Raw genomic sequence first — 17,860 nt, forward strand, 5'->3', positions numbered from 1 at the left:
GGCCCGTTCGCGCCGGTCACTCGGTGCGGACGGGCTCTCCTCGTAGTCGGCTGGTGTCGGCCTCGGCCTGGGCCACGTTGCCTCGGACCAGCACCACCACGACCAGGGTCAGGGCGAACCCGCCCACGCGCAGGGCCAGGGTGAGCGGGTCCTCGGGCAGGCTCTCGCCGAACAGCAGGGTGCCGGCCACCACCGTGAAGACGTTGCCGACCACGTTGGCGACCGGAGCGGTGATGGAGGCCCGGGAGCGCTGCAACGAGGTCTGGAAGAGGACGATCCCCACACCCCAGCCCAGGAGGTACAGGTACGGGTAGGGCGACAGCAGGGCGGGGACGACGGCCGCCCAGAGCCCGTTGTCGGCGAGCAGCCCGCCCAGACCCTTGCCCTGGAGTCCGGCGCTGCCCTGGGCGAGACCGGCGGCGGCGCCCATGGCGGCGGCCGACACGTAGCGGCCGCCTCCGCCGACGAGGTACATCACCGTTACGCACGCCACGACGGTGGTCACGCTGACGGTCACCAGCAGGGGTGTGTTCGCGGTGGTCCCGGTGGTGGCGCCGTCCACGGTCGACAGACCGAGCAGTCCCAGCGCCACCGGCATCACCCCGAGGGCCACGTACTCGCCGCGCGTGATCCGTTCGCCGCGGACCAGGGTGACGATCAACAACGTCGTCGCGACACCGGCGGCGAAGGCGGGTTGGGCCACCGACACCGGGGCCAGACCGAGGGAGACGATCAGACCGACACTGCCCAGGGCCGCGAAGGCACAGCCGAGGATCCACCGCGGATTGCCCAGAAGTACCCTGACGAGGTGGAGGGGTCGGTTGATCGAGATCGACTCGGATCCGTGCAGCGCGCGCTGTTCCACGGTCAGGCCGATCGTGTAGACCACCGCCGAGAACAGCGCGACCAGGAGTCCGACCACGAGGAGGAGGCCTTTCGGCTGGGTATTTCCGTGGCCCGATCGGGCCCGAAGGTTGACGGCCTCCATATAACCAGTTCTAGTCTTGTCTGGCGAGTGTCCTCCCCCCGGTGCTCCTAGCAGGGGGAATGGTGCTCGGCCACCTGAGAAGAACTTGTGGCCATCGTGGGCGGTGGCGGCGAGAGATGGGGTACGGTGCGGGATCCGGAGGCGGACGCCACTCCCGAGGACGAGGTCGTCGCCGACGAGGTGACGGGCTCCGAGTCCTCTCCCAGGCGTCCTCGGCCACTCGACCTCGACGCGCTGCGCGACCGGCTCAGGGAACTGAACTCTCGCGTACACCCGCGCCTACGACGCCTGTGGACCCCCGGCGACTCCCGCTTCGAGCCCGGACCCCTCGGCCTGCTCGGCATGATGCTCGCCGCCATGGCGATCACCCTCCTGGTGATCCGGTCCGGCGCCGGGGCGGTCGGCGGCGATGGTCTCGGACCGGAGGAACCGGTCGCCGTCCCGGGTCCGCCCGACGGGGAACTGCGGATCATGCTGGTGGGCGACTCGGCCACGCAGGGCAGCGCCGGCGATCGGACCTGGCGCTATCACCTCTGGTCCCACCTGCGGGAACAAGGGGTCGACTTCGACTTCGTCGGTCCCAGGGACGACGTGTACTCCCTGGACGACGAGGAGTTCGGCGACCAGGGGTACGCGATCCCCGACTTCGACACCGACCACGCCGCCCGGTGGGGCGCGACCGCGCGGGAGCTGTCGGAGGGGATCGCCATGACCGCCGCCGAACACGACCCCCAGTACCTGTTGGTGCTGGCCGGGACTGAGGACATCCTGGAGGGAGGCGGGGCCGACCACGCCCTGGAGGGCATCGCCGAGATCGTCTCCACGGTCCGCGTCGTGGTCGACGAGGCCCGCTTCGTGGTGGGCGAACTGCCCAAGGTGGACGGCACCGACGAGGACGACCGGGTCAACGCCGAGATCGACCGGTTCAACGCCGGCCTGGTCGACCTGTCCGAACAGCTCTCCTCGAGCGGATCGCCGATGATCGTCGCCCGGACCGCGGAGGACTACGCGCCCGCCTACGACAACTGGGACGCCACCCACCCCAACGCCCGGGGCGAGCTGAAGATCGCGGCGGCCTTCGCCGACGCCCTGGCCGGCCCGCTGAGCGTGGGGGAGGAGGGCTTCCCGCGACCGTTGCCCGACCTCCCGTTGGGGCCGTTGACCGCCCCCGAGCCCGAATCGGAGGAGACCGAGGACGGCCTGCTCCTGAGCTGGGAGGCGGTTCCCGGCGCCACCGACTATCGGGTGGTGCAACGTCGGCTCGAACCGGAACCCGACGACCCCTTCGTCCTGCCCATCGAGGTGGAGCGGGACGACGACGAACGGTCGATCCTCGTCGATTCCCTGTTCAGCGGCGCCCGTTACGAGTTCACGGTCCGTACCTACCGAGGACGGGACGAGGGCGCGGCCTCCGAGCCGCTCCGGCTGACGTGGGACGACGATCCGCCTCCGGGGCCGACGGGGCTCCGTGTCGAGGAGAGCGGGACCGTGGCGGTCTGGGACGAGGTGGACGAGGCCGGTCACTACGAGGTGTGGGTCCGTCGGTTGGAGTGCGTCCCGCTGGACCGTTTCCGCCGTCCCATCGGCTGGCCCCGAACGCTCGACGACGAACGGCCCGAGGGGGAGGCGCCGCAGGAGCCCGTGCCGTCGCCCTCCGCTACTCCGGAACCGCCTCGCCCGGATCCGCCTCCGCCCGTGACCGAGCCGCCCCCCACCCCTCCGGCCCCGCCCGTGCGGCCCGATCCGGATCCCGGCCGTTCCTGCTTCCCCCGGGACGACCGGGGACCCGAGGACGGAGAGGGTTGGCGTTCCCTCGGTTCCCAGGGGGACACGACCCGGTGGCCGGTCTCGGTGCCGGGCCCGGTGGAGATCGTGGTGCGTTCCCACCGTGATCATGTGGAGGGCGGTTTCTCCGACGTCCTCGTCCTCGCGGAGCGCTGATGGGGTTCCTCTTCCGTGCTCTGCCCTGGTTCCTGGGCGCCCTGGCGGCGGTGGCGGCGTTGGGGCCCGCCCTGGGCCCCGGCTACGTGCTGCGTTACGACATGGTCTTCGTGCCCGACCTCTCGCTCGCCACCGTGCTGGCGGGCGCGGACGGTTTCCCCCGGGCGATGCCCAGCGACGCGGTGGTCGCCGCTCTGTCCCTGGTCCTGCCGGGCGACGTGGTGCAGTCCCTGGCCCTGGCGGCGGTGTTCGTCCTGGGCTTCGTGGGGGCCTTCCGGATCCTGTCCGGGGCGGTGCGCGCGGCGGGAGGGCCGGACGTGGTCGGGGCGGCGGCGGGTGCCGCCGCCGGTCTGTCCTACGTGTGGAACCCGTTCGTGGCGGAACGGCTGCTGTTGGGGCAGTGGGCGGTCCTCCTGGGATACGCGGGGCTGCCCTGGGTGCTGGCGGCGGTCGTCCGGGCGTCGGCGGAGCCGGCCCCACGGGGTCTGGCCGGGACGCTCCGCGCGCTGATCCCCGCCGCGGTGGGCGGCTTCTCGTCGGTGGCGCTCAGCGCGTTGACCGCGGGTCCGCAGGCGCTGCTCGGTCCTCGCCGGTGGCGGACCGCGGGGACGCTGGTCGCGGCGTTGGTCCTGGTGTCCCTGCCCTGGCTGGTGCCCTCGTTGACCAGTGGGGCGACGACGGATCCGGTGGGGGTGGAGGCCTTCGCGGCCCGGGCGGACACACCCTTCGGCGTGCTCGGTTCGTTGCTGCTGTCGGGCGGTGTGTGGAACGCGGGCGCCGTGCCGCCCGGGTACGGGGAGCCGGTGGCCGCCGCGGCCCGGGCGCTGCTGGTGGCGGTGTCCCTGGCCGGCTGGGTGTGGTGGACGCGTCGCCACCGTCCGGCGATGGCCGCGGGGCTGTCGGTGGCCGCGGTGGCGGGGACGACGATCGCCCTGGCCGGGGCGACCGGCCCGGGGCGCGAGGTGCTGACCGCCCTGATCGGCTGGTGGCCGGGGTTCGGTCTTCTGCGCGACGGACAACTGTACGTGGCCCCGCTCGCCCTGCTTCAGGCGCTCGGGTCGGGCGCCGTCCTGGTGTGGCTGCTGCGCGGGTTCTCGGAGGACGCGCGACGGGGGAGCGGGCCGTCCCGGAACGTCTCCGAGGTCGGGCTCGTGCGCACGATGGTCGCCGTGTTCGTGGCCTTGGGGCCGGTGGTGGTCCTGCCCGGGCTGGCGTGGGGTGCCGGCGGCGGGTTGGTCCCGGTCGACTACCCCCGGGAGTGGACGAGGGCACAGGAGGCGGTGGCCGCCGATCCGGGTTCCGGGGCCGTGCTGGTCCTGCCCTGGAGCGCCTACCGGGGGGTGGAGTGGTCGGGAAGGCCGGTGGTGGTGCTCGATCCGGCCACCCGGCTCTTCGACCGGCGCACCGTCTGGAACGACGATCTGCGGGTCGGTACCCCCGACGGCGGGACCGTGGTGGTGGCCGGGGAGGACGCCCGCGCCCGGGAGGCGGCCCGCCTGCTCGAACCCGATCCGCGTACGGGGATGCCCACGGCCGATCCGGGGGAGTGGGCGGAGATCCTGTCCTCGCTCGGGGTGAGTCATGTTGCTGTCTCGGCCCCTGTCGATAACCGGTTCTCATCTGATTTCCCAGGCTTGGAGACGGTGGTCCAGGGGGACGATATGACCCTTCTGGAAGTACGAGACCAGCACATGAACGTGGATAAAGAGGGCATCTCGGGGTTGGAAGTTACCGGGGGGTTAGTTACAGTTGGGGCAATCATCTGGTCTATGGCTAGATCAGGTTCTAGTCTCGGTTTCCAGCGTCCCCAACCCAGAACGGACCGGGGCGCGCGGAAGGAGATCCCCAAGTGATCAAGGTAATCGCCGCCTGCGTGATCGGTGCGGCTCTGGCGGGAGGTACCACCGTGATGGTCACCAACCTCGCCACCGAGTCGACCGCCACCGCGGAACCGGTGAACGAAACCCTCTACAACTACGGCGATCGCTAGGAAGCCCTCTCCGGCCGTGACCGTCGGTACCGGTTCGACCGGTCCCTGACGGGCGCGGAACCCACCGGAAAGGGCGACCTGGACGTCGGGTTCCCGAGGTCCGGCGGGCGCCCCGCCGCCGGTGGGGCGCCCCACGCGTCCGGACCTCGTCCACCGGCCCGACGGAGGGAACCCGAACCCGCCGACACCCCTCGCGTTCGTTCCCCGGGACGACCGCCCACCCCACTGACGTCCGGCCCCCGGGCCCGTTCGGCGTGCGCTCGACCCCTCCCCGAAGCGCTCGCTCACCGAGATCGACCGCACGCGGAGCGTGGCGATCCCCTCCCGGGAACCGGACACCGCGCGGAAGGAGAGCGTGTGGTCTTCCAGAAGGTCCCCCACCGGGCGGAGCCCGGACACGCCACGGCCCCCACGGCCCCGGCCGCCATCCCCGCCCCCGCCCCGGCGGAGGCCGACGAGACGGCGATCCCCGGAAAGACCGGAGAACAGGAGCCGCCCGTCGACCTCGGACCGCGTCTCGACGGTGTCCGCATCGTCATGATCAACTGGCGCGACCCCTGGCAGTCGACCGCGGGCGGGGCCGAGGAGTACGCCTGGCGGATCAGCCGGCACCTCGCCGAACGCGGGGCCATCGTCACCTTCCTCACCGCACGCGAACCCCACCAGGCCAGGGTCGAGACCAAGGACGGCATCGTCATCCGTCGCATGGGCGGAAAGTTCACCGTCTACCCGCGGGTCATGGCCTGGCTCGCCCTGTGGAGACGCGAGTACCACCTGGCCTTCGACTGCATGAACGGCATCCCCTTCCTCTCCCGTCTGGTCCTGCGCAGGGAGACCCGGGTCGTCAGCATCGTGCACCACGTCCACGACCTCCAGTTCGACGCCTACTTCTCGCCGCCGCTGGCCTGGTTCGGCCGGTTCATGGAGTCGACCGTGGCCTCCCGGGTCTACCGGAACTGCACCACCGTCACCGTCTCGGAGTCCTCCCGCGCCGCCATGCGCGACAAGCTCGGTTGGCGCGCCCCCATCGAGATCGTCCACAACGGCGGCCCCGCCCTGGAACCCCTGCCGCCCGGGCCCGAGCCGGACGCCGCCCCCACCGTCGTCAGCCTGGGACGGCTGGTGGTGCAGAAGCGCGTCTCCCGCGTGGTCGACCTGGCCCGCTCCCTCTCCGAGACCCATCCGGGCCTGCGCGTGCACATCATCGGACGCGGCCCCGAAGGCGCCCACCTCGCCGAACAGGTCGAGCGGGACGGACTCCACGACCGCGTCGACCTCCACGGCTTCCTCTCCGAGGAGGACAAGAACGCCGTCCTGTCCTCCTGCCACCTCCACGTCACCGCCTCCGAGTTCGAGGGATGGGGGCTGACGGTCATCGAGGCCGCGCGGCTCGGCGTGCCCACCGTGGCCTACGATGTGGACGGACTGCGCGATTCGGTCCGTGACGGTGAGACCGGCTGGCTCGTCCGCGAAGGCGAGACCCTCGCCGAGACCGTCTCCAGGGCGCTGCGGGAACTGTCCGATCCCCGACGGGCCGAGGAGGTCCGTCGCGCCTGCCGCGCCTGGGCGTCCCGGTTCACCTGGGAGGCCGGCGGCGCCCGGATGACCCGCCTCGTCGCCACGGAACTCGGCATCGACCCCACCATGGACACCCCCGACCCGGCAGCAGGCAAGAAAGCGAAGATGTGACTTCGGCGGAATCCACCGCCAGGCGCGAACCGGAGGATTCCAGAACACCGTCCGCCCCCGGCGGACCGGACGAGGGGCTGCGGTCGCGGCTCAAGGTCCTCGCGGTGTGTCTGCTTCTGGGAGTGCTGGCGGCCAGCATCGACCCCGGCCGGATCGTCGGCGACACCAAGCTCGACCTGACGATCAACCCGCTGGGGTTCATGGAGCGCGCGTTCCACCTGTGGGACGCCTCCTACTTCGGGCAGCTCCAGAACCAGGCCTACGGGTACTTCTTCCCGAACGGCCCCTTCCACCTGCTGTTCGAGACCCTGGGCATGCCCGAGTGGCTCGTCCAGCGGCTGTGGATGGCGGTCCTGCTCATCGCGGCCTTCCTCGGCGTCTACAAGGTCGCCGAGGCGCTGGGCCTGGGGACCGTCAACACCCGCATCGTGGCCGGGGTCGCCTACGCCCTGGCCCCGCGCGTCCTCACCCTGCTGTCCTACAACTCGGCCGAGCTCCAGCCCATGCTGCTCATGCCGTGGATCCTGTTGCCGTTGATCCTGGGCGCCCGGCACGGATACCCGCCGGCGCGCATGGCCCTGCTGTCGGGCCTGGCCTTCCTCATGTGCGGCGGCACCAACGCCGCCTCGGAACTGGCCGTGCTGGTCGTCCCCGGCCTGTACCTGATCACCCGGGCCCGGGGCCCGCGCAAACGACGGCTCATCGCCTGGTGGTCGGTGGCCCTGGTCCTGGCCTCGTTCTGGTACATCGCGCCGCTGTTCATCATGGCGCGGTACGTGTACTCGTTCATGCCCTACACCGAGGACGCGGCCGTCACCACCGGCATCACCTCGCTGTTCAACGCCCTGCGAGGCACCTCCAACTGGATGGGCTTCCTGCCCGACATGGGCAACACCGCCCTACCCGCGGGCGCGGAGCTCTCGCTGGCCCCGTGGCTGGTGGCGGTCACCGCGCTGGTCGCCGGGCTCGGCCTGGCCGGGCTGATCAACCGGCGCACCCCCGAACGCCTCTTCCTCATCACCAGCGTCCTCGTGGGTACCGCCATCGTGGTCGCGGGCTACACCGGCGCGCTCACCGGGCCCTTCGCGCCCTGGATGCGGGAGCTGTTCGACGGGGCGCTCTCCCCCTTCCGCAACGTGCACAAGTTCGACGCGCTCATCCGGCTGCCCATCGTCCTGGGCCTGGCGCACCTGCCCGTCGTGGTGGCCCGCGACCTGGCCGACCGCCGGGGCGAGGCCGTCTCCGGTCGGGTACGCCGCGTGGTCGCCGGTGCCGGGGCCGCGGTCTTCCTGATCACGCTCACCCCCCTCGCCACGGTCGGCGTCGCACCCAGGGGAGGCTTCGAGGAGATCCCCGAGTACTGGTACGAGGCGGTCGACTGGCTGGAGGAGAACGCCGGGGACCCGGGTATGACCATGGCCCTGCCGGGTTCGGCCCGGGGCGAGTACGAATGGGGCCGCCCCCTCGACGAGCCCCTCCAGCCCCTCTATTCCGGGGCCTGGACCAACCACCAGATCATCCCCTGGGGCTCCTCCGGGATCTCCCGCATCAACCACGAGATCGACCAACGGGTCTCCTCCGGGCGCGGATCCGAGGGGTTGGCCGCCACCCTGGCCCGCCTGGGCGTCACCCACCTCGTCGTCCGCAACGACCTCCAGCGTGTGGGCAACAACGGCGGCTGGCCCTCCCGGGTCCACCAGACCCTGCGGAACTCGCCCGGCATCTCCGAGGCGGCCGAGTTCGGGCCGGTCGTGGGTTCCCTCGACCACCGTTCCGCCTCCCAATGGTTCGACCAGGCCTACCCGTCCCTGACCGTCTACGAGGTGGAGGACGCCGCTCCCACGGTCGGCACCGTGCCCGCCGACGAGACGCTCCGGGTCACCGGAGGCCCCGAGTCCGTCCTGCACCTGGCCGAACAGGGGCTGGTCGACGACGACCGCCCCATCCTGCTGGGAGACGACCCCGGAGCCGACGCCGTCGCGGCCGAGGACACGATCGTCACCGACACAGCGCGCCGACGCGAGGTGGTCTACTCCGACGTGCGCCGCAACGTCTCGGGCACCATGACCGAGGAGCAGGAGTACGAACGCGACGTCCCCGCCCCGGACGTCCTCGACCCGGCCTGGGAGGAGTACGTCGCCCACGCGCGCGACATCGGTATCGCCGGCGTCACCGCCTCCACATCGGAGGCGGGGGTCGAGGTCCGGCCGGGCGACCGGGACCCGGGCCACGCGCCCTACGCCGCGCTCGACGACGACCTGGGCACGGCCTGGCGCTCCAGCGCCTTCGAGGGCGCCCTCGGCCAGTGGATCGAGGTCGAGTTCACCGAACCCCGCGACCTCGACGGGCTGAACGTGGCCTTCGAACAGCTTCCGGGAGAGCCGCCGCCCTCGCGCGTCACCCTCATCACCGACGAGGGCAGGACCGAGGCGGCCGTCGCCGAGACCGACGAGCCGCAACGGCTCAACGCCCCGCCCGGAATGACGTCCAGCCTGCGCATCAGGGTCGACGAACTCGCCTGGGAACCGGAGTACCGGTTCGGTACCCGGGTGGGGATCTCCACCATCGAGATCCCGGGACTGGAGGCCGCCCGCACCCTCGACGTCCCCGGCCCCGCCGACGCCGGAACGCTGCTCTTCACCGGTTCCACCGGCACGGCCCCCGGCTGCATGGAGGGCTCGAACGTGTGGGTGTGCAACCAGGACCTGGAGGTCGGCGGTGAGGACTCCGGCCGCCTGGACCGCACCTTCGAACTGTCCGCCGAGTCCGCCGCCGTCCCGCACCGGATCTCCGGACAGGTGGTCCTGACCGACCCGCGCGAGGCGGAGAACGCTGCAAACCGGGCGAGTGGACCCCCCTACGTGACCGGATCCTCCACCGCGGTCCGACACCCCGCCGCCATGGGGCGCGGGGCGCTCGACGACGACCCCGCCACGGTCTGGTATCCGGACCCGGAGGAGAAGAACCCCTGGCTGGACATCGAGCTGGGTGAGGCCACCACCCTGGACCGTCTGGACGTGGAGTTCCCCCGGGCGGACAGCGTGATGCGTCCGATCAAGGTCACCATCGAGGGCGACGACACCGTCCGCGAGGGTTGGCTGGACGGGAGCGAGCGCGTCGAATTCGCCCCGCTCACCACCTCCTCCCTGCGTTTGACCTTCGAGCGTCCCGAGGGGCAGGCCCTGGAGATCGGCACCATCGAACTGCCCGGGGTGGAACCGGTCGACCCGGCACCGAAGGCCGACGTCTCCACCGCCTGCGGGCTGGGCCCGACCCTGCGGGTCAACGACCAGAGGGTGGAGACCCGGATCAGCGAGGGCACCCTCGCCGACCAGCTCAACGGGCGCCCGTTGAGCTATGAGGCCTGCACCGAACTCGACCTCTCCGAAGGGGAGAACCGCGTGGTCGTGGACCCGGGCAACCGGTACCAGGTCCGCTCGGCCCTGGTGGAGACCGTCGGGGACTCCGTGGCCGAACGCCCCGAGGTCCGGATGGCCGAGGTCGACACCCTGCGTTCGTGGGGTCCGGGAGAGCGCCGCTTCGACGTGGACGTCGACGAGGACAGCCTGCTCGTGGTCAACGAGAACTTCAACGAGGGCTGGGAGGCCCGGGTCGACGGAATCGACGGCCCCTTGGAACCGGTCCGTCTGGAGGGGTGGAAACAGGCCTGGGAGCTGCCCGGGGGCACAGCGGGCACCGTCACCCTCACCTACACCCCGGACACCCTCTACCAGCGCGTCCTCGCCGTGGGCGGCGGGCTCGCCGCCCTGCTGGTGATCCTGGTCGCCTGGCCGCGCCGCCTGCTGCCCGGCGGTCGGCGCACGGCGGAGGAGCCGTCGCGCGGTGCCCGGAGCCTGCCGACCGCCGGCACCGGCCGGCTGCCGCGTCGGGTGGTCCTGCCCCTGGGCCTGGCCTACGGGGTGTGGGTGGCCGGCTGGGCCGGAGCCGCCCTGGTCGGCACCATCCTGGCGGCGATCTGGTGGTTGTCGCGCCGTGCTCCGGGGCGACTGCGCCACGCCAAACCGGGCCGTCCCTCCCTGGGCGGACGGATGCTGCCGCACCTGGCCGGCCCCTGGGTCGTGACGGTGTCGTTGACCCTGGCCGGGCTGGCCACGGCCGCGGGTACCCACCTGGCCCTGAACATGCCCTTCCACGACGTCACCGAGACGCTCGGCACGGCTCTGCGCGGTTGGGTGCCCCAGGTGCTCTGTCTGCCCGCGATGGCCCGGCTGGTCCTGGCGTTGGGGCAGCCCGGCATCGAACAGGAGACGGGATCCGGATCCGAGGTGGACGGGACGACGGTCGAGGGACCGTCGCGCCTTCCCGACGTCGACGAGGACGGTGGACCCGGTGACGGGTCGCCCTCGGACGAGGGCGGCCGTGACGGGATCGGGCCCGACCACGACGGTGGGGAACCGGGGCCCGAGGGCGCGCACGAGGTCGAGGAGGTTCGCGGGTGAGCACGTTCTCCCAGATGGGGCGGGCGCCCGGAGGACTTTCCGCGTCACCGCCCAAGGGGACACTCCTGGTGGCCGCCGGGGCGTTCCTGATGACCCTGGCGCTCCTCCTGCCGCTGTACGTGCACGACCGGGTCGCGCTGATCCCCGGCGAGTTCTCACAGACCCTGAGGATGACCGCCTCGGACGCCGCCTACCTGGACACCGCCACATGGCAGAACCACGAGAACGTCGAGGTGGAACGGGCCACCCGGGTGGACGCCTCGCTCCACGGGGCGGACTGGTCCGCCTGGGAGATGACGGTCGACACCTCGGTCTCCGACCGGATCATCGACCACTGGAGCCGGCGCGTCATCGTGGACCGGGAGACCGGACGCGCGGTCAACTGCTGCGGTGAACACGTCGACGGCGACCGCGCGGTCCGTCAGGCCGGTCTGGTCTTGAACTGGCCCGCCGGGGCCCCCGAGGACGGCCACTCCTTCTACGACGCCGAGATGCGCTCGGCCCCCTCCGTCGGGTTCGACGAGGAGGACGAGGTCGGAGGGCTGGCGGTCCGCCGCTACACGCAGACGGTGCCGCCCACCCAGGTCCCCGAATCGGCACGGGAGGTGCCCGCGTTCCTGTTCGACGGCGGGGCCCGGGGCACGGTCGAGGCCACCCGTTGGCTGGAGCTGGAACGGACCTTCTGGGTGGAACCGACCACCGGGGCGGTCGTGAACATGACCGAGGAGCGCTCCGAGACCCTGCGTCCCCTGAACGGTTCCGGAAAGGTCTCCCTGCTGGAGGCCGAGCTCTCCCTGGCCGAGGGGCAGGTCGCCTCCCTGGTCGAAGGGGCCCGGGTCCGGTCCCTGCTGCTCAGGGCGGTGGACCTGTGGGTTCCCTGGGCCGCCGGTCCGCTCGGCGCCCTCGCGATCCTGCTCGGCCTGGTCCAGGCCTGGCGGGCCCGGGGCGAGGACGACCCCGGAACGGGACGGGACGAGGAGGAGGCGACCGTACCGACCCCGGTCGAGGCCGGCTGAACCCGCGCGGAGCGGGAGGCGGGTACCGTCTCGGGGCCGGTGGTGCTCCCGGGACCGGTGTGGGGCGGGGGCGTAGAATCGGACACATGTGCGGTCGCTATGCCCAGTCCAGGAACGTGCACCAGCTCCAACTCGCCTTCGGCCTGCCCGAACAGGCGGTGGGGGAGGAGGCCGACCCGCGCGCCTGGCCACCACTGGAGGAGCTCGACCCGGACTACAACATCTCCCCGGGACGCCCGGTCCAGGCCGTCTTCGGCCCGCCTCCGCAGGGGTCGGGAGAGGCGGAGCCGGGCCCGCGCTCCCTGCACACCCTGCGCTGGGGACTGATCCCCTCCTGGGCCAAGGACCGCAACATCGGCTACCGGATGATCAACGCCCGCAGCGAGACCGTCGCCGAGAAGCCGGCCTTCCGCTCCGCGTTCCGGCACCGCCGCTGTCTGCTTCCGGCCGACGCCTACTACGAGTGGCAGTTGCTCAACAAGGACGGCACCGCCGAGGCGAGCACCTCGCCCGCGACCGATCCCCAGCACCGTAAGCGCAAGGCCAAGGCGGCCAAGAAACCCTTCTCGATCCACTACCACCAGGAGGAACCGCTCGCCCTGGCCGGGATCTTCGAACGCTGGCGCGACCCCGAGGTCGACGAGAACGACCCCGGGGCCTGGGTCTGGTCGTGCGCGGTGATCACCACAGAGGCCGCGCCCGAGCTGGCCCACATCCACGAGCGCATGCCGATCATCGTCCCCTCCGACGGGTGGGCCTCCTGGCTCGATCCCTCCACCGGTCTCGACGAGCTGACCCATCTGATGGACCGGACGCCGGTGGACCGCTTCGACGTCGACGAGGTCTCCACCGACGTCAACAGCATCAAGAACAACCGCCCCGACCTGTTGGAACCCGTCTCCGACACCGAGGGTGACGAACCGGAGACACTTTTCTGACCCGGTGAACCCTGGACAGGTCGGGGCATGGCCTGTGTATGGTGTGCGAGGCCGAGGACGGCGTCCCCGGCCCGGACACCCCGATCGTGGTGTCCCCACGCACGTTCGACGTGCGCACATCTGAATACGCACACGCGGGAGCTCGCGCCATGGCGGGCTGAGAGGGCGACTCGACGGTGTCGCCGACCGCAGAACCTGTTCGGGTAATTCCGACGTAGGAAGGCATGCCATGACGGCTATCGACGGCCGCGTAACCCCCACCGCCGACGTGCACCAGGTCACGACTGGTCCCATCATGGGATCTCACAAGGTGTACAGCGAGCTCGAAGACCCCTCCGGTCGCACGCTCCGCGTCCCCGCGCGGCGGGTGGAACTCACCAACGGCAGCCACTTCGACCTGTACGACACCTCAGGCCCGTACACCGACGACAACGCCGACATCGACGTCCACCGGGGCCTTCCCCGCACCCGTGAGGACTGGGCCCTGGAACCCGTCGGCGGCGCGGTCACCCAGGCCGCCTACGCCAAGGCCGGGATCATCACCCCCGAGATGCGCTTCGTGGCCGCCCGCGAGGGCGTCGACCCCGAGTTCGTCCGGGAGGAGATCGCGATCGGCCGGGCGGTCATCCCGGTCAACCGCAACCACCCCGAGTCCGAGCCGACCATCATCGGCAAGCGGTTCCTGGTCAAGATCAACGCCAACATCGGCAACTCCGCCGTCACCTCCTCGGTACCGGAGGAGGTGGAGAAGATGGTCTGGGCCACCCGCTGGGGCGCCGACACCGTGATGGACCTGTCCACCGGAAAGCGTATCCACGAGACCCGCGAACGCATCATCCGCAACTCCCCGGTGCCGATCGGCACCGTCCCCATCTACCAGGCGCTGGAGAAGGTCGACGGCGACCCCACCCGGCTGAGCTGGGAGATCTACCGGGACACGGTCATCGAACAGGCCGAGCAGGGCGTGGACTACATGACCGTCCACGCCGGCGTCCTGCTGCGCTACGTGCCGCTGGCCGCCCGTCGCGTCACCGGCATCGTCTCGCGCGGCGGCTCGATCATGGCCGCCTGGTGCCTGGCCCACCACAAGGAGAGCTTCCTCTACACCCATTACGAGGAGCTCTGCGAGATCTTCCGGCGGTACGACATCACCTTCTCGCTCGGTGACGGTCTGCGCCCCGGATCCATCGCCGACGCCAACGACGAGGCCCAGTTCGCCGAGCTGCGGACCCTCGGCGAGCTCACCCACATCGCCCGCGCCCACGACGTGCAGGTGATGATCGAGGGCCCCGGCCACGTGCCGATGGACAAGATCGAGGAGAACGTGCGCCTGGAGGAGGAGCTGTGCGGCGAGGCGCCGTTCTACACGCTCGGCCCCCTGGCCACCGACGTCGCCCCCGGCTACGACCACATCACCTCCGCGATCGGCGCCGCCCAGATCGGTTGGCACGGCACCGCGATGCTCTGCTACGTCACCCCCAAGGAGCACCTCGGTCTGCCCGACCGCGACGACGTCAAGACCGGTGTGATCACCTACAAGCTGGCCGCCCACGCCGCCGACGTCGCCAAGGGGCACCCCAAGGCGCAGGAGTGGGACGACGAGCTGTCCAAGGCGCGCTTCGAGTTCCGCTGGAAGGACCAGTTCCACCTGTCGCTGGACCCCGAGACGGCCCAGGCCTTCCATGACGAGACCCTGCCCGCCGAACCCGCCAAGACCGCGCACTTCTGCTCCATGTGCGGTCCCAAGTTCTGCTCGATGAAGATCTCCCAGGACGTGCGCAGGTACGCCGAGGAGAACGGTCTGGACACGGTCGAGGCCATCGAGAAGGGCATGGCCGACAAGTCCGCGGAGTTCGCCGAACAGGGCAACCGCGTCTACCTGCCGCTGGCCGACTAGGGGAGCACGCCCTCGGGCCCGCCGTTCTCAGCAGGAGCGGCGGGCCCGACGGCTTCGACGAGAGGGCGGGTGCGCGTGCGGATGCTCGAGCGTCTCAGCCGCGTTTGACCACGCTGGCGATCAGGTGGACGCCGACGTAGTCGTCGGATTCGGCCGCGTGCAGTTCCATCTCGACCAGCCGGCTCATCGAACGCGGATCGCGGTCCAGCATCATCTCCACGGTCGAGGCCGACAGCACCGTCCGCGGCTTGACCCACTCCAGCTCCAGTCCGGCCTCGGCGACCATCTCGGTGAGCTGCTCGGCGGTGAAACAGCGGGTGATGGAGCCGTCCGGCCAGGGGACCAGGAGTACGTCGGCGCTGGGGGCGTGGCTGAGCTCGGGCCAGTAGTCCTGTTCGGCCAGCAGGGCCATGCCCAGCACCACCGAGTCGACGCAGAACAGGGCGCGACCGCCCGGCCGCAGGACACGGGCGACCTCGGCCATGGAGGCCTCCGTGGCCAGGTGGCGCGAGAGCACCCGGTTGTCGGCGATCACCCCGTCGAAGGAGGCGTCGGCGAAGGAACGAAGGAGGGCCGAGTCGCCGACCACGTGACGCAGGCGGCCTCGGCGGGAGGGGCGCGGGGGCACCACGGCCCGGCCGTTCACCAGGGTGAGGGGGCGTCGCACGGCGGCGTCCACGGAGGGCAGCAGGGTGACCACGTCGTGCCCGGCGGCAACGGCGCGTGGGGTCCCCTGGAAGTCCGGACCGGACAGGTCGAGCAGCCGGGACGGGGTGGTCGGCAGCCAACGACCGATCTGAGCCTCGGCCACCGCCCAGTAGAAGCGCCAGTAATCCGACAGACGGTCGGTGGTGGCGAACTGGGCGGCGGGTGATCGAGGGTGATCGGAGGCCGGAGTCGAGGACGATCGCACGTGCACTCCTCTCCCAATCCTTCAAAGGGTCCTACCCGCACTCTGCCATGCCTCACCTTCGACGACGAGGCCAATCGGCCGATCGACGAACTTCGGGCCCTTGGTCCCCACCCGATCCGGAATCAGCGCGGAGGGATCGTTGTTGACAACGACACCGTCCGGGGAGCGGAACCCGGAGGCGTCCGCTGACGGAAGTGGAGGGTCACGAGATCATGCCGACAGCCGGCGCGTGCCTTGAGCGTGAGGAAGCGGTGTCGACGCGGGGCCGCGTCGACGCGCGGGTCCAGGTCGTGGGACCGTATCGTTGGGATATGGAAGCCCAAGCCGGGACCAGCGCAAGGAGGCCGAAGGGCTTGGAACAGAGCCAGGAGACAGCCGAGGAACGGGACGAGCGGTTCGAGAGGGATGTGCTCCCCTACCTCGACCAGCTCTACTCGGCGGCACTGCGCATGACCCGCAACCCCGCGGACGCGGAGGATCTCGTTCAGGAGACCTTCGCCAAGGCGTTCGGTTCCTTCCACCAGTTCAAGGCGGGGACCAACCTCAAGGCGTGGTTGTACCGCATCCTCACCAACACCTTCATCAACTCCTACCGCAAGAAGCAGCGGGAGCCGAAGCAGGCGGGTACCGAGGACGTCGAGGACTGGCAGCTCGCCCAGGCCGCGTCGCACACGGCCGCCGGGCTGAAGTCGGCCGAGGCCGAGGCGCTCGAACACCTCCCCGACAGCGACGTCAAGCGCGCCCTACAGGAGTTGCCGGAGGACTTCCGGATCGCGGTCTACCTCGCCGACGTCGAGGGGTTCGCGTACAAGGAGGTCGCCGAGATCATGGGGACCCCCATCGGGACGGTCATGTCGCGCCTGCACAGAGGACGGCGGCAGCTCCGTTCCCACTTGGAGGAGTACGCGGTGGACCGCGGTTTCCTCCCGGCGACGCGTGCGGCCGAGGCCGCCGGGGCGGTCGCCACGGGAACTTCCGCCGCTGGGCGGGGACAGGCGACCGGATCGGATCGAGGAGATCTGCGATGAGCGGCGGCCACGACAAAGCGGAATCGGACACCCCGTGCAGTGAGGTGCTCGACAAGCTCTACACCTATATCGATGGTGAGCTCGAGGAGTCCAACTGCGATGAGGTGCGCAGACACCTGGACGGGTGCGGTCCGTGCCTGGACGAGTACGGCCTGGAGGAGGCCGTGAAGAAGCTCGTCGCCAAGCACTGTGGCTGTGACACGGCCCCGCCGGAGCTGAGGACCAGGATCCTCGGTCGGCTGGCGGCGGCACGTGAGGAGCACTTGGCCCGTGAGGCCCGGGAGGACACCCCGGAAACATCCGTCTAGGGTCCCCACGCCGGGGCGAAGGCTGGAATTCCAGCCTTCGCCTTTTTTGTTCCCTGAAGCCAATTGTGGGGTTCTGCTGGCATATGTCACTTTTGTGGGCTTGTGTGGTTCCGTGTCATGGTGTTTCCCTTGGGTTTCAGGGTTTTGGTCACGCGGCCTCTTCGCGGCCCTTCCTGTGGTGCTCGACACGCCCGATGGCGCTCCTCTCTTTCGTGTCGTGACCTAGTCGGAATGAATTTCCTTGAAGGTCGTTCGACTTGTTTCATGTCATCACGATGTGTGATCATGCCTGGTCGGATCCGCTTCGGTCGGGGTCGAGAACGCCGGTGGGCAGGCGTGTCCCCTATAGTGTGAAAAAGGTTCACAGTTACTCTCGGTAGTTACTTAGGTTTGTTAATTGAATTAGTAATTCCGTAGTCCGGAAATGCACACCTCAGTGGGGCGCGATCATGAGCCCGGTTCGGGTTGTGGGTAATCATGGTGGTGTTGTGGCCCGTTAAACTGGACGCCTTATCCAACGAATGGGGTAATTTGCGCGGCGTACTCGGGGGATGAGCGGGGCGTCGCCATGGGGAGGGGGCGGCCGTGTTCCTCGACGGGAGCGTGCCGAAGTCGTACGGGGATTTTTCGACTTCCACTTTTGCCGGGTGGTCCTGGTGGTAGAACAGAACCGGTGAAATCATGACAGTCCG

Annotated in this window: 12 protein-coding genes; 10 read left to right on the plus strand and 2 right to left on the minus strand. The window is 70.4% G+C overall.

Annotated features, from left to right (window positions below; translation table 11 throughout):
* Positions 1 to 16 precede the first annotated feature (16 nt).
* Positions 17 to 922, minus strand: a complete 906-nt coding sequence (locus tag U9J66_RS11635) for a hypothetical protein (protein ID WP_042283231.1) — start codon at positions 920 to 922, stop codon at positions 17 to 19.
* 153 nt (positions 923 to 1,075) lie between these two features.
* Here U9J66_RS11635 and U9J66_RS11640 point away from each other — a divergent pair, with 153 nt between their 5' ends.
* From U9J66_RS11640 to thiC, 8 genes are all read left to right on the plus strand, one after another.
* A complete protein-coding gene (locus tag U9J66_RS11640) occupies positions 1,076 to 2,929 on the plus strand; it encodes a GDSL-type esterase/lipase family protein (protein ID WP_326337662.1) in 1,854 nt (617 codons plus the stop codon).
* Complete coding sequence (locus U9J66_RS11645; RefSeq protein ID WP_326337663.1) at positions 2,929 to 4,782, plus strand: hypothetical protein; 1,854 nt, start codon at positions 2,929 to 2,931, stop codon at positions 4,780 to 4,782. Before U9J66_RS11640 ends, U9J66_RS11645 begins: the two co-directional genes overlap by 1 nt.
* Entirely contained in the window at positions 4,779 to 4,919 is a 141-nt protein-coding gene (locus tag U9J66_RS11650) for a hypothetical protein (protein ID WP_014910046.1), read from the plus strand. Before U9J66_RS11645 ends, U9J66_RS11650 begins: the two co-directional genes overlap by 4 nt.
* A 357-nt stretch (positions 4,920 to 5,276) precedes the next feature.
* A complete protein-coding gene (locus U9J66_RS11655; protein WP_326337664.1) occupies positions 5,277 to 6,608 on the plus strand; it encodes a glycosyltransferase family 4 protein in 1,332 nt (443 codons plus the stop codon).
* A complete protein-coding gene (locus U9J66_RS11660; RefSeq protein ID WP_326337665.1) occupies positions 6,605 to 11,068 on the plus strand; it encodes an alpha-(1->3)-arabinofuranosyltransferase in 4,464 nt (1,487 codons plus the stop codon). Before U9J66_RS11655 ends, U9J66_RS11660 begins: the two co-directional genes overlap by 4 nt.
* A complete protein-coding gene (locus tag U9J66_RS11665; protein WP_042283021.1) occupies positions 11,065 to 12,084 on the plus strand; it encodes a DUF3068 domain-containing protein in 1,020 nt (339 codons plus the stop codon). The genes U9J66_RS11660 and U9J66_RS11665 overlap by 4 nt, the downstream gene beginning before the upstream one ends.
* Positions 12,085 to 12,170: 86 nt before the next feature.
* Complete coding sequence (locus U9J66_RS11670; RefSeq protein WP_017533549.1) at positions 12,171 to 13,022, plus strand: SOS response-associated peptidase; 852 nt, start codon at positions 12,171 to 12,173, stop codon at positions 13,020 to 13,022.
* Between the two features lie 229 nt (positions 13,023 to 13,251).
* Complete coding sequence (gene thiC / locus U9J66_RS11675; RefSeq protein ID WP_042283019.1) at positions 13,252 to 14,919, plus strand: phosphomethylpyrimidine synthase ThiC; 1,668 nt, start codon at positions 13,252 to 13,254, stop codon at positions 14,917 to 14,919.
* Between the two features lie 94 nt (positions 14,920 to 15,013).
* On the opposite strand, the gene U9J66_RS11680 is transcribed toward thiC, so the two are convergent.
* Positions 15,014 to 15,838: a class I SAM-dependent methyltransferase gene (locus tag U9J66_RS11680; protein ID WP_017533550.1), complete on the minus strand. Its 825-nt coding sequence runs from the start codon at positions 15,836 to 15,838 to the stop codon at positions 15,014 to 15,016.
* 347 nt (positions 15,839 to 16,185) lie between these two features.
* On the opposite strand from U9J66_RS11680, the gene U9J66_RS11685 reads away from it, so the two are divergent.
* Entirely contained in the window at positions 16,186 to 16,860 is a 675-nt protein-coding gene (locus tag U9J66_RS11685; protein WP_014909874.1) for a sigma-70 family RNA polymerase sigma factor, read from the plus strand.
* The gene (gene rsrA, locus U9J66_RS11690) at positions 16,857 to 17,168 is read left to right on the plus strand and encodes a mycothiol system anti-sigma-R factor (RefSeq protein ID WP_014910737.1); all 312 of its coding nucleotides are present in this window, start codon (positions 16,857 to 16,859) and stop codon (positions 17,166 to 17,168) included. The genes U9J66_RS11685 and rsrA overlap by 4 nt, the downstream gene beginning before the upstream one ends.
* The last annotated feature ends 692 nt before the right edge of the window (positions 17,169 to 17,860 follow it).

Source organism: Nocardiopsis sp. LDBS1602, assembly GCF_035818715.1.
GTDB classification, from domain to species: domain Bacteria; phylum Actinomycetota; class Actinomycetes; order Streptosporangiales; family Streptosporangiaceae; genus Nocardiopsis; species Nocardiopsis alba.

Bases quoted from the DNA above. Each gene is read 5' to 3' on its own strand.
- U9J66_RS11645 (WP_326337663.1), top strand. From the start codon at position 2,929: ATGGGGTTCCTCTTCCGTGCTCTGCCCTGGTTCCTGGGCGCCCTGGCG.
- U9J66_RS11670 (WP_017533549.1), top strand. From the start codon at position 12,171: ATGTGCGGTCGCTATGCCCAGTCCAGGAACGTGCACCAGCTCCAACTC.
- thiC (WP_042283019.1), top strand. From the start codon at position 13,252: ATGACGGCTATCGACGGCCGCGTAACCCCCACCGCCGACGTGCACCAG.
- rsrA (WP_014910737.1), top strand. From the start codon at position 16,857: ATGAGCGGCGGCCACGACAAAGCGGAATCGGACACCCCGTGCAGTGAG.